Annotated in this window: 9 protein-coding genes and 4 tRNA genes; 10 read left to right on the top strand and 3 right to left on the bottom strand. The window is 44.3% G+C overall.

All coding sequences use genetic code 11. The features are described 5' to 3' along the window. Positions 1-27 precede the first annotated feature (27 nt). From uvrY to nspC, 10 genes are all read left to right on the top strand, one after another. Positions 28-672 (top strand): UvrY/SirA/GacA family response regulator transcription factor, encoded by a 645-nt coding sequence (gene uvrY / locus CWO08_RS13375; RefSeq protein ID WP_004729778.1) that lies wholly within the window; start codon positions 28-30, stop codon positions 670-672. A gap of 15 nt (positions 673-687) precedes the next feature. Continuing rightward, complete coding sequence (gene uvrC, locus CWO08_RS13370) at positions 688-2,520, top strand: excinuclease ABC subunit UvrC (RefSeq protein ID WP_102432892.1); 1,833 nt, start codon at positions 688-690, stop codon at positions 2,518-2,520. A gap of 46 nt (positions 2,521-2,566) precedes the next feature. After that, on the top strand, positions 2,567-3,124 hold the full coding sequence (gene pgsA, locus CWO08_RS13365; protein ID WP_048659595.1) for a CDP-diacylglycerol--glycerol-3-phosphate 3-phosphatidyltransferase: 558 nt from the start codon (positions 2,567-2,569) through the stop codon (positions 3,122-3,124). 266 nt (positions 3,125-3,390) lie between these two features. After that, positions 3,391-3,464: transfer RNA gene (locus tag CWO08_RS13360), tRNA-Cys, on the top strand. Positions 3,465-3,509: 45 nt separating this feature from the next. Then, positions 3,510-3,585, top strand: a tRNA-Gly gene (locus tag CWO08_RS13355). An 80-nt stretch (positions 3,586-3,665) separates the two neighbouring features. Beyond that, positions 3,666-3,752 (top strand) — tRNA-Leu (locus tag CWO08_RS13350). 32 nt (positions 3,753-3,784) lie between these two features. Next, positions 3,785-3,860, top strand: a tRNA-Gly gene (locus CWO08_RS13345). 876 nt (positions 3,861-4,736) lie between these two features. Next, positions 4,737-7,676 (top strand): pyridoxal phosphate-dependent class III aminotransferase, encoded by a 2,940-nt coding sequence (locus tag CWO08_RS13340; protein ID WP_181360051.1) that lies wholly within the window; start codon positions 4,737-4,739, stop codon positions 7,674-7,676. An 8-nt stretch (positions 7,677-7,684) separates the two neighbouring features. Next, a complete protein-coding gene (locus CWO08_RS13335; protein ID WP_019820628.1) occupies positions 7,685-8,935 on the top strand; it encodes a carboxynorspermidine synthase in 1,251 nt (416 codons plus the stop codon). A gap of 171 nt (positions 8,936-9,106) precedes the next feature. Beyond that, positions 9,107-10,240, top strand: coding sequence for a carboxynorspermidine decarboxylase (gene nspC, locus CWO08_RS13330; RefSeq protein ID WP_108020615.1), 1,134 nt, complete (start codon positions 9,107-9,109; stop codon positions 10,238-10,240). Between the two features lie 71 nt (positions 10,241-10,311). On the opposite strand, the gene CWO08_RS13325 is transcribed toward nspC, so the two are convergent. The 3 genes from CWO08_RS13325 to CWO08_RS13315 all read right to left on the bottom strand — a co-directional run bounded on the left by CWO08_RS13325 (position 10,312) and on the right by CWO08_RS13315 (position 13,198). Further along, a complete protein-coding gene (locus CWO08_RS13325) occupies positions 10,312-10,854 on the bottom strand; it encodes a DUF1566 domain-containing protein (RefSeq protein ID WP_102432891.1) in 543 nt (180 codons plus the stop codon). Further along, positions 10,854-12,494: a DUF1566 domain-containing protein gene (locus CWO08_RS13320; protein ID WP_108020614.1), complete on the bottom strand. Its 1,641-nt coding sequence runs from the start codon at positions 12,492-12,494 to the stop codon at positions 10,854-10,856. The genes CWO08_RS13325 and CWO08_RS13320 overlap by 1 nt, the downstream gene beginning before the upstream one ends. 191 nt (positions 12,495-12,685) lie before the next feature. Further along, the gene (locus tag CWO08_RS13315) at positions 12,686-13,198 is read right to left on the bottom strand and encodes a glycine cleavage system protein R (protein WP_019820630.1); all 513 of its coding nucleotides are present in this window, start codon (positions 13,196-13,198) and stop codon (positions 12,686-12,688) included. Between the last annotated feature and the right edge of the window lie 26 nt (positions 13,199-13,224).

The raw sequence follows: 13,224 nt of genomic DNA, 5'->3' as shown, positions 1-13,224 counted from the left end.
GCCAATTAATAGTGTGGAGATACAAGTTTGATAAATGTTTTCCTTGTAGATGATCACGAGCTGGTTCGCACAGGGATACGACGTATTATTGAAGACGTCCGTGGAATGAACGTAGCAGGGGAAGCTGAAAGCGGTGAAGATGCTGCAAAATGGTGTCGTACTAACAATACTGACGTTATTTTGATGGATATGAATATGCCTGGTATTGGTGGCTTAGAGGCAACCAAGAAAATCTTGCGTTTCAACCCTGATGTTAAAATCATCGTTTTAACTGTTCATACGGAAAATCCGTTTCCAACTAAAGTGATGCAAGCTGGAGCTGCTGGTTACCTTACTAAAGGGGCAGGTCCGGATGAAATGGTAAATGCAATTCGAGTGGTTAACAGTGGCCAACGATACATTTCACCAGAAATTGCGCAGCAGATGGCTTTGAGCCAATTCTCTCCTGCGTCTGAAAATCCATTCGCAGACTTATCTGAACGTGAACTTCAAATCATGATGATGATTACCAAAGGTCAGAAAGTGACGGATATTTCAGAACAACTCAATCTAAGTCCTAAAACAGTCAACAGTTACCGCTACCGTTTGTTCAGCAAGCTGGATATCAGTGGCGATGTAGAGCTGACGCATTTAGCGATTAGACATGGAATGTTAGACACTGAGACCCTTTAACACTGAGATCGTATAGTGACCAACTTGTTTGACTCAGTCTCATTCCTCAAGACAGTAACAGAGCAGCCCGGCGTTTATCGAATGTATAACGCTGAGGCTGTCGTTATCTACGTCGGTAAAGCTAAGAACCTCAAAAAACGCCTTTCTAGTTATTTTCGTAAAAAAGTCGACAGTGAAAAAACACGCGCTCTAGTCAGCAATATTGACAAGATCGATGTCACTGTAACGCACACGGAAACCGAAGCTCTTATTCTTGAGCATAACTACATCAAGCAGTACCTACCTAAATACAACGTACTTCTGCGTGATGATAAGTCGTACCCTTATATTTTTATTAGCGGTCACAAGCATCCTCGTTTGTCGATGCACCGTGGTGCTAAAAAGAAAAAGGGTGAATATTTTGGTCCTTATCCTGATTCCGGCGCTGTGCGTGAGACGCTGCACCTAATACAAAAAATCTTTCCTGCCCGCCAGTGTGAAGATACGGTTTATGCCAACAGAACACGTCCATGTTTGATGTATCAGATTGGCCGTTGTGCTGCGCCATGTGTCAGCTCGATTATCTCTGACGAAGAGTACAGCGAGCTTATCGACTATGTTCGTCTGTTCCTGCAAGGAAAGGATAAATTAGTCCTTGAGACGCTCATCGAAAAGATGGACACAGCAAGCCGAGAGCTTCGCTTTGAGCAAGCTGCCGCTTTCCGTGATCAAATCCAAGCGATTCGACGCGTGCAAGAACAACAGTATGTATCTGACGATTCAATGGAAGATATGGACGTGTTGGGCTTTGCTCAAGAGAATGGCGTAGCGTGTATTCATATCTTGATGATTCGCCAAGGCAAGGTTTTAGGCAGTAGAAGCCATTTCCCTAAAATTCCAAACAATACGGTGCGAGAAGAGGTCTTTTCGAGTTTTCTAAGCCAATACTATCTTGCGCATAATGAAGCGAGAACCATCCCAACTCGTCTGATTCTCAATGCCGATTTGATGGAAGATGTGACACCGATTCAAGAAGCTTTGTGTGAAGTTGCGGGTCGTAAGATCCACTTCAATACCAACCCTTCAGGGACTCGAGGTCGTTACCTTAAGTTGTCGAACACCAATGCATTGACGGCTATTACTACCAAGATTAATCACAAGATGACGATTAATCAGCGCTTCAAAGAGCTTCAAGAAGTGCTGTCGATGGATGCTATCAAGCGAATGGAATGTTTCGATATCAGTCATACCATGGGTGAAAGTACGATAGCTTCTTGTGTGGTATTTAATCAAGAAGGCCCGGTTAAACCGGAGTACCGTCGTTACAACATCACCGGCATTACCGGTGGTGATGACTACGCTGCGATGGCTCAGGCGCTTGAGAGGCGTTATTCGAAGCAACTCGATGTCGACAAGATCCCAGACATTATCTTTATCGATGGTGGCAAAGGTCAACTAAACCGCGCTCATGAGATCATTTCTCAATATTGGGGGGATTGGCCGTTTAGACCAAGAATGATGGGTATTGCGAAAGGCGTGACTCGTAAACCTGGTTTAGAGACTCTAGTGACCCTAGAAGGGGAAGAGTTCAATTTACCCAGTGATGCGCCAGCACTACACCTTATCCAGCACATCCGTGATGAAAGCCATAATCATGCGATTGCAGGGCATAGAGCTAAACGTGGCAAAACACGTAGAACCAGTGCTTTGGAAGGAATTGAAGGGGTAGGGCCTAAACGTCGTCAAGCGTTGCTGAAATATATGGGTGGCTTACAAGAACTTAAGCGTGCAACTGTCGAAGAAATAGCCAAAGTGCCGGGCATTAGTCATTCTTTGGCAGAAAACATTTATCAAGCATTGAAACAATAGTAAAAATCCCGCACCATTAAAGCGCAATTAATAAGAGCCCAATAATATGCGTTTGAATATACCTAACATTTTGTCCTTACTGAGACTATTTTTGATCCCAGTATTCGTTGTCGTTTTTTATCTACCTTATCAATGGGCTCCTTTTGCTGCTGCGATGGTGTTTTGGGTGGCAGGCTTTACTGATTGGCTAGATGGTATGCTGGCTCGCAAGTTAGGGCAAACGTCTCGTTTTGGCGCATTCATTGACCCAGTGGCTGACAAAGTGTTGGTTGCTACGGCACTTATCCTGATTACTGAGCATTATCACTCAATCTGGGTGACGATTCCAGCGGTGACCATGATTGCTCGTGAGATCATCATTTCAGCACTTCGTGAATGGATGGCTGAAATCGGTAAACGTGCAAGTGTTGCGGTATCTTGGGTTGGTAAAGTCAAAACCGTTTCTCAGATGTTCGCCCTTTGGGTGCTTATCTGGCGCTATGACGACTGGATGGTTTGGGTAGGATACATTGCACTCTATGTCGCAACCGTTCTTACTTACTGGTCAATGGCGCAATACTTGATGGCCGCTAAAGACGATTTGTTAGACGAAAAACATCATTGATGAAGAAGCGAGCTGAGGCTCGCTTTTTTGATCTTTAACCTAAGGTTAAGCCATCAATAGCGGATATCTAATGTGATATAGATCTCCTTTGAATAACCCGCTCACAGTGTGTTTTGAACATAAAGTCAGCTATTTGGCCTGTTTCGTATGAAATCTATTCAAACGAATTAAAAATACAAAAATAATATTGACTCAATCGTCTGAATCCGTAGAATGCATCCCGTACCCAAGAGGATGGCAATAAGCGATTCGATTGGAGTTACTAAGGCGCCTTGGCAGAGTGGCTATGCAGCGGATTGCAAATCCGTGGACCTCGGTTCGACTCCGGGAGGCGCCTCCATTCTTTCTCTTAGTTTGATAAGTTAAGAGATATTAAGAATGAAATGCGATACTAGCTCAGTTGGTAGAGCGCAACCTTGCCAAGGTTGAGGTCATCGGTTCGAACCCGATGTATCGCTCCAAATTTTGTAATGTTGATTCATTTTGACATTAAGATGGTGTTTTACTTTTCAGTAATCGGCATCGCAATAAAGAATTGCGTGCCCTGGTGGTGGAATTGGTAGACACAAGGGATTTAAAATCCCTCGACGTTCGCGTTGTGCCGGTTCAAGTCCGGCCCGGGGCACCATCTATTAAAGTCTTTATCTTGATAAAGCAAATGCGATACTAGCTCAGTTGGTAGAGCGCAACCTTGCCAAGGTTGAGGTCATCGGTTCGAACCCGATGTATCGCTCCAAATTAAAAAGCCCGAACAGAAATGTTCGGGCTTTTTGGTTTCTGGCGTTCAGCGTTTCCATATCTGTACTTTTGTTGTTTGAATCCATACTCAAAATTCACTTCTATTTTTATTTCAAAATTTCGCAATTAAGTTCGTTTAGAACAGTTAGTTTTTAAAAGCGAGATCCCCTATGAACTCGTTCCTCGTACCAGGGAATGATGTAAAGGCGGCACAGCCTCAAGCCATCACTAACACCGCCTATATACCTGTGTCGTCACCCTCGGGCATGAGGAACGAATGAACCGGAGATCTCTTTCTTAAACGATATTGCTGACGATATTTTCAGCAATTGCTTAGCCACCACTGCTATTTATCAGGCTATTATTAAAAACTATTGATCGTTCATTTCACTTTATGTTACTTTCCTGCGCAATCTCGGAATGAACAATGTTCAAGAAGAGCAACGATTGCTTCTGGGGGATACGCGTAGTGACCATTCTTGCTGATTGGGACATTACGTAGGGTAGGTATTGGCTAGTCCTTTAGCTGATAGACGGGATACTTATGGCGCAGTTCGCCATGTTAATGGGAAACCCAACATTGAACACACTAATTACAACATTGCTAATCAGCTCTGCATTTCCAAAGGGCTCAGCTCCTCATAGCTGCCCGATCCTGCAAAAATGTCCAATTCTTCAAAACAGTAGCATTACTGAACCTTGAGCTCACGCTAACAATTTATCGCTGTCTTAAGACGGCTTAATTTCGTATTCGTCATTTGACTTATGCGAGCGTACAGCTATATCTCATTTCTAGACAATACGCGTGCTTCACTATGAACTATCTCCAAATTTAACGAGAGTTGGTGGGTAATTGCGTCTGATGGAGGTGAGTATGAACACATTCAAGGGGACTTTTATGACTACCGCCTTTGAAGTCGATATCAATACTATCGCAAATTCATTTTCAACTATGGTTCCTATCTTAGAGGGAACGTACGACCTAACACCTGACGCTATTTTGCTAGAGCAAGAACAGCATGAGTCGGATGTTCGCTCTTACCCAAGACGCCTGCCGATTGCTATTAAACGAGCATGTGGCGCTTTAGTTGAAGATACTCGTGGCCAACTGTTTCTCGATTGCTTAGCCGGTGCAGGTACACTTTCTTTGGGTTACAACCACCCTGAGATTAACCAAGCACTTAAAGACCAGCTCGATTCTTGTTTGCCATACCAAACACTTGATATCACGACTCAAGCAAAAGAGACGTTTATCAAGCGAGTTAAAGCTTTTCTCCCTCAAGACTTTTCAAATAACTCAGTTCTTCAATTCTGTGGCCCATCTGGTGCTGATGCTGTGGAAGCGGCGATCAAGCTCGCTAAGCAAACCACAGGTCGTAACACCATGTTTGCGTTCCGTGGTGCTTACCATGGCATGACTAACGGCACCATGGGTATGATGGGTAACCTAGGTACTAAAGAACGTCGTAGCGGTTTGATGTCTGACGTACATTTCATGCCTTTCCCATACAACCTTCGTTGCCCGTTTGGCATTGGTGGTGAAGCGGGGGCTAACGCGAGCATTCGTTATATCGAACGTATGTTGAACGACGACGAGTCTGGCATCATGAAGCCGGCTGCGATGATCGTTGAGCCTGTGCAAGGAGAGGGCGGTGTGATTCCGGCTCCGGCGTCTTGGCTACAAGGTTTACGACGCATCTGTGATGAACACGGAATCCTACTGATTTTTGATGAAATCCAGTGTGGTGTCGGCAAAACAGGTCATCGATTCGCGTTTGAAGAGTCAGGCGTTAACCCTGATATCTTATGTTTGTCTAAAGCGATTGGCGGTGGACTACCAATGTCGCTGCTTGTATTCGATAAGAGCATCGATACTTGGAAAGCGGGTGAGCACACTGGTACTTTCCGTGGTAACCAATTAGCAATGGTGTCTGGCGCTAAGGCGTTGGAAATCATCGAACGTGATGGGTTGGTTGAGCACGCGAACATCGCAGGCCAATACTTACGTCATGGGCTTGAGAAGATTCAATCTCGCGTTAACTGTATTGCTGAAGTTCGTGGTAAAGGTCTAATGCTTGGCACTGAGATCAAGCAACCAAGCGGCGAACTTAACAAATTTGGTGAACCGAAATCAGACGGTGAACTCACCCTAGCGATTCAACGCGCAGCACTAGAGCGTGGTTTGATGGTCGAGAAGGGCGGTCGTGATGGTTCTGTGATTCGCTTCCTACCACCGATGATTATCTCTTTTGAGCAGATTGACTTTGCATTGCGCGTCATGGAAGAAGCGATCATCGCAGCAGGTGGTGGTTTACAAAAAGACCCAGCTTCAAGCGAACAAGCAAACCAAGAATGGAACAAGCATTTCATCCAGACAGGTTTAGGCGGTAGCGACGAATTCGCTAACGTGATGAACCAAACCACTCAAGCGATGAAAGCGGTTTTTGAGCAAGTTGAAACGCCATACTCAGGTCTAGAACCTAAAGTACTAGAGGCCGCTATCAAAGCTGTCGACCTCGATAACAATCAACACGCTTTGGTTGATGTTGTAGATAGCACTGCAGACCTTGTCGCTGCAAACTCCATCTTCGTGCAACACCCAGACTGTATTGCACACCTCCACACTCCTCCTCTTATGGCTTCGGTAGCGGCGGAATCAATCATCGCGGCGTTGAATCAATCAATGGATTCATGGGACCAAGCGTCTGCTGCGACTTATGTTGAGCAGCGAGTGGTGGATTGGATGTGTGACAAGTACCAACTTGGCGACCAAGCGGACGGTGTTTTCACTAGTGGCGGCACGCAAAGTAACCTAATGGGCTTATTGCTAGCGAGAGACTGGATTGCTGATAAACACGATGGTCACTCAATCCAAAAGCTGGGTTTACCAGATTACGCGAGCAAGCTTCGTATCTTGTGCTCAAACAAATCTCACTTCACGGTTCAAAAGTCCGCTTCACTACTTGGTTTAGGCGAGAGCGCGGTGTGCTGCGTTGAAACATACGCAAACGGAACTATCAAACCGGATTTATTAGACGCAGAAATCAAAGCACTTAAAGCTCAAGGCCTGATTCCTTTTGCTGTAGTCGGTACAGCAGGTACAACCGATCACGGTGCTATCGACGACCTTGATGTGATTGCAGACATCGCAAGCCAACAAGGTCTTTGGTTCCATGTCGACAGTGCTTACGGTGGCGCGCTTATCTTAAGCAGCCATAAAGCTCGTTTACAAGGCATCGAGAAAGCGGACTCTGTAAGTGTCGATTTCCATAAGCTTTTTTATCAAACAGTCAGCTGTGGTGCGGTGTTGTTGAAAGACAAAGCGAACTTTAAGTACCTTCTGCATCACGCAGATTACCTAAACCGCGAACACGATGAGTTGCCGAACTTAGTCGATAAGTCTATCGCGACTACCAAGCGTTTTGATGCATTGAAAGTCTTCATGACTATGCAAAGTGTTGGTCCAAAGCAGTTGGGCGATATGTACGACCATCTTCTTGAGCAAACGCTAGAAGTGGCAGACCTGATTCAAAACCAAGCTGACTTAGAGCTACTCGCGGAGCCTTCACTATCAACAGTGTTGTTCCGATCTAAGCCGTCAGCAAACGGCGAGCTAGATTTAGACAAACTGAATCAAACGCTAAGACTGGAAGCGCTGACTCGTGGCGTTGCAGTATTGGGTGAAACGGTCGTGGATGGTAAGAGTGCGCTTAAATTCACTATCTTGAATCCGTGCCTAAAGACATCAGATTTCAAATCTCTAATTAACAAAATTCAAACTCTAGCCACTGAGCTAGCAGAACAACAAGGGTAATTAATACTATGGCTATTCTACAAATTGGTGCAGGCGGCGTTGGTTGGGTTGTTGCACACAAAGCAGCACAAAATAACGAAGTACTGGGTGATATCACAATCGCTTCTCGCACAATCGCGAAGTGTGAAAAAATCATCGAATCGATTAAAGGTAAAAACAACCTTAAAGATTCAACTAAAAAACTAGAAGCTCGCGCAGTAAACGCTGACGATGTTGATGCACTTGTTACTCTGATTAACGAAGTGAAACCAGACCTAGTAATCAACGCTGGTCCTCCTTGGGTAAACATGGCGATCATGGAAGCGTGTTACCAAGCAAAAGTATCTTACCTAGATACATCGGTAGCGGTTGACCTATGTTCTGAAGGCCAACAAGTACCACAAGCTTACGATTGGCAGTGGGGTTACCGTGAGAAGTTTGCTGAAGCAGGCATCACAGGTATTCTTGGTGCGGGTTTCGATCCAGGTGTGGTTTCAGTATTTGCAGCGCACGCGGTTAAGCACTTGTTCGATGAAATCGATACGATCGACGTAATGGACGTAAACGCAGGCGATCATGGTAAGAAGTTTGCGACAAACTTTGACCCAGAAACGAACATGCTTGAGATCCAAGGTGATTCTTTCTACTGGGAAAATGAAGAGTGGAAACAAGTACCTTGCCACTCTCGTATGCTTGAGTTTGATTTCCCTAACTGTGGTTCTCACAAAGTTTACTCAATGGCGCACGATGAAGTTCGTTCAATGAAGGAATTCATCCCAGCTAAGCGTATCGAATTCTGGATGGGCTTTGGTGATGCTTACCTGAACTACTTCAACTGCATGCGTGATATCGGTCTTCTGAGCCCAGATCCGCTAACACTGCACGATGGCACTGTTGTTCAACCTCTACATGTTCTTAAAGCTCTATTGCCAGACCCAACGTCTTTGGCTCCGGGTTACACAGGTTTAACGTGTATCGGTACTTGGGTTCAAGGTAAGAAAGATGGCAAAGAGCGCAGCGTATTCATCTACAATAACGCAGACCACGAAGTGGCTTACGAAGACGTAGAACACCAAGCGATCTCTTACACAACCGGTGTTCCAGCAATTACTGCTGCACTTCAGTTCTTCCGTGGTGAATGGGCTGATAAAGGCGTGTTCAACATGGAACAGCTAAACCCAGACCCGTTCCTAGCAACCATGCCTGAAATCGGTCTAGACTGGCACGTTCAAGAGCTAGAACCTGGGCAAGGTCTACCTCTAATCCATACTTTGAAGTAATTTTGGCTCTTTGCCCTCGTTGCGTTGCCCTAGCGACAAGGTCAAAGCTCTGCGAATTCAATTCAAAGTCATATGAATGACGAGAACGTATAACTACAAGCCGATGCATTAGCGTCGGCTTTGTTCGATTATCATGTGCCTTCGTGAACTCGAGGGCCGCAAGGTATTAACATGCAAAACAACGAACTAAAAACGCCTTATTTCATGATCAACGAAGACAAGTTGATTGCGAATCTAGAGAAAGCGAAGCAGCTGAAAGAGATTTCAGGTGTGAAGCTAGTATTGGCACTGAAGTGTTTCTCTACATGGGGTGTGTTTGACATCATCAAGCCTTACCTCGATGGCACGACAAGCTCTGGCCCGTACGAAGTAAAACTTGGTCATGAAACCTTTGGCGGTGAAACGCACGCTTACAGTGTGGGTTACAGCGAAGATGACGTGAGAGAAGTTGCGGATATTTGCGACAAGATGATCTTCAACTCGCAAAGCCAATTCGAAGCTTACCGTCATATTGTTGAAGGTAAAGCCTCGCTGGGTTTACGTCTAAATCCGGGCGTAAGCTACGCAGGACAAGACTTAGCAAACCCTGCGCGTCAATTCTCGCGTTTGGGCGTACAAGCTGACCATATCAAGCCTGAAATCTTTGATGAGATTAATGGCGTGATGTTCCACATGAACTGTGAGAACAAAGACGTCGATGCCTTTATTGGTTTGCTTGATTCAATCTCAGAACAGTTTGGGGATCACCTAGATAAGTTAGATTGGGTGAGCATGGGCGGCGGCGTGTTCTTCACATGGCCGGGCTACGACATCGAGAAACTTGGTCTTGCGTTAAAAGCCTTCTCTGAAAGACACGACGTGCAGATGTACCTTGAGCCGGGTGAAGCTATCATCACTAAAACGACAGATTTAGTTGTGACAGTGGTTGATATTGTTGAGAACGTGAAGAAAACGGCGATTGTGGATTCAGCTACCGAGGCGCACCGCCTTGACACGCTTATCTACAACGAGCCTGCATCGGTATTGGAAGCGTCTGAAAACGGAAGTCATGACTACGTGATTGGTTCGTGTTCATGTCTGGCGGGCGATCAGTTTTGTGAAACAAGCTTTGACGAGCCGCTGAAAATAGGTCAAAAGCTTCACCTATTGGATAGTGCAGGTTACACCATGGTGAAACTGAACTGGTTCAATGGTCTGAAAATGCCATCAATCTACTGCGAACGCAGCAGTGGTGAAGTTCAGAAGCTAAATGAATTCGGCTATGAAGACTTCAAACGCTCATTATCACAATGGTCAGTTAAGTAACTGAATCATAAATTCAGAGCAATAAAAAGAGCAGCCGATGAGCTGCTCTTTTGTTCTGTACAGTGATAAACCTAATTAAATGTTTTCACTAAGCGAACAAGAGGATGTGGAATATCATCTGGGTCTGTAATGACTTCTAAAGCTTCTTCAAAATCAATAATTAAACCATCATAGTCACTGTTGATTTTATGAGCGTCAGGAGTATTAGTCCAATATGGTTCGTTGGTTGTAGTCGGGAAGTGTGTCAGGTTGATTGCTGGTCTAGTACAGCTATAGTCAACGATTGAACTTAACTCTTTGATATTAGGCAACCTAAAACCAACCTGACCTGCGATAGTGGTCAGATTCGAATCTTCAGTTGCGATAAGTGCATCCTGCCAATTTTGATATTTAATCGCGGTACCATCACATGTGTCATTGGATTGATTGTAGATTTCGCCTAGGTTGCATTTTGACCAAAGCAAATTAGTCGTTACGTCGAGTAATGTCCCATCTTTACGGTCAATAAATTGCCCGTCTTGGTGAGAGGGAGTTTGAGTTTGCACGCAGGTTTGCGCGATGGCATTTGCACTTAACAGAGAGGCAATTACACCTAAGCATAGTTTTAGTTTCATTACTCAATACCTCCACTTACAGCCACAATTCCTGTTGAGCCTGCGATGTTTTTATTACAAAGCTCAAGCTCTCCATTTTGAGAGTCGATACATCTAGCACTACCATCTTGTTTAACAGAGCTAGAGTGCGTGAAGAGTCGGTCTCCAAGATTAGGAAAGAAATCAATGGCTCCTACTGGTGCAGTGCCGACATTGAAGTTGATAAATGAACGAGCTTCAACAGGTGAAGGTAAGCGCCAATCTGTAATACCGCAAATAGAGCGACTGTTTAGACTACTAATATAACTACTTGTATTACAGTAGTTACTTCCTGAACCATCGTTAATGTATGCACATTGAGAAGAGATCGGGCCGACGCTGTACAATAGATCATTGCGTGCTCCGGCATAGCCACCATTGGTTGTATTATCAGAGTCGTGCCAAGTATATGTGTACGAAGCGCTTCGCCATGAGCTTGATTGACTGTCCCATGGATAAGGGTGGGCATCAGGGTTGTCTTTATGGTTCTTAACCCAGGTATCGACCGCGGACTGACTCGGCAGTGCTACCGGATCTTGTTTTGCTTCAATATATAATCCGGTATGCTCATCTTTAACACAGCGCCAATCAGTAGAGCTAGGTATTAGAGGGTTCCCGTGAGCATCTAGCTTGGTGTAGCGGAAGCCATATTCCCCATCCGAATGTTCACTTCCATTTGTGACATCTAAACCAAAATCGGCATCTTGATTTGGATGTGATACTGGAGGAGTGACGCTGTCGTAGTCTGTTCCATCAAAATAAGTGACATACCCAGTATCATTAAAACTTTTCTGCCCCGGAATATAGAACGCGAGAGTGTTTTTACTCGAATCGATAGTCGCGTTACCAACGGAAGCTATCGTGTAGATTACCGATTCGCCACCTTCATCGAAGCTATCATCACGAGCAGAAAAAGTGATATTTGTTGATAGGGTTTCTGCTGGCAATTTAAGAGTTAACTCTGATATATCAACAGTAAAGTCCTCAGGCGCGGCAATACCAGTTTGAGTTAAGGTAAGTGTTACATCTTGAGATGTGTAATGACTCAAAACAGCTTGTTGAATAATGCTGTCACCTTCTACAACGGTACTTAAGTCGTTACTAAAACTAACTGTTGGTTGAGTATCGCTATCATCAATGGTTACTACAGTTCGTTCGTTTGAAAGAGTGTAATTTGTACCGTTATCTGCGCTAATAGAGTAATGAAGTGTTTTACTGCCCTCATACAGATTATTGTGTATAAGGTTTAGTGGTAGAGCTGCGCTGGTTGCACCTGCCGCAATTTTGACGTTTTGACTTGATATAGCATCGTAGTTTTTGAAGGTGCCATTAGAGTGAGTTGTCACGTCACTAGTTAAGATAGTTAAGGTGAGTTCTTGAGCTAATGCTTCGGAAAGAGAAACGGTAATGGATTCTGTTTTCGACCCTGATTGTGGTTCAGAAAATGAGACACTACTTGGGATGCTAAGCGTAATAGGAGAAGATGACGTACTTGAAGTTGTTCCCGTAGTCGTTGTTCCACTATCGTTATTTTCATGACCACTTTTGCAACCGCTAAACAGTGTCGTAAGAAGGATTGCTGAGATGACATTGAGCTGCCAACTCGACCTTTTTCTTTCCATGTGTGAACCTAAGCTACTAAATTATATAAGATATCTATCGTATCAAAAAAATTATATAAATGCTTAATTTCATATGCTTTCGCTATGTATTTTAGGTGTTTTGATGGTTTTTTTTTGTAAGTAATGTAAGAGAGGTCTTATTTATTAGGTGACCTCCCAACGATCAAGGTATCGTCAGGAGGTAAGTTAAATTAGCTTTCAATCATCACACGAGTGTCTTCACTGAGTGTTTCGAGTTCATTAACTACATCATCGATTTGAACTTCGATTGGCAGCTTAACCGCTATTTTTGAAGTGAATAGGCTTGAGCTTACACCGCCGCCGCCTGCAATGAAGACTCGGTGACAGTCCATGTCTAGAATACTGATCCCTTGTCTATCTAATACATGTGTCACTTCATTGACGATACCTGCTCGGTCGTTAGAATCGAGTCTTAGGTGATGGATTGTGTCTTGGACATTATGCGTATGATCTGAATCGACAAACTGTACGATGAGATCTGGATTGGCGCTGAAAGCCTCTTTAACAATCGATTCGTTGATGGCTGGAAGTTGAACCTTGAGTACGCCTGCGACTTGGTCTTCAATAAAGTTCACTTTACTGATGAGCCATTTTCCGTCGTTTTCGTGAGTAACCGCAGCAAGCTGTTTGATTGTTGTTGGTGATGCTTTTCCGATAAAGTTTACGATAAATGTACTGTTCATATCAGCCCCCAAAGTTTCAATGATTT

Source organism: Vibrio sp. 10N.286.48.B8, assembly GCF_003050085.1.
Classification (GTDB): Bacteria; Pseudomonadota; Gammaproteobacteria; order Enterobacterales; family Vibrionaceae; genus Vibrio; species Vibrio crassostreae.
The sequence above is the reverse complement of the archived record's forward strand: the minus strand, read 5'-3'. Positions and strand labels throughout refer to the sequence as shown.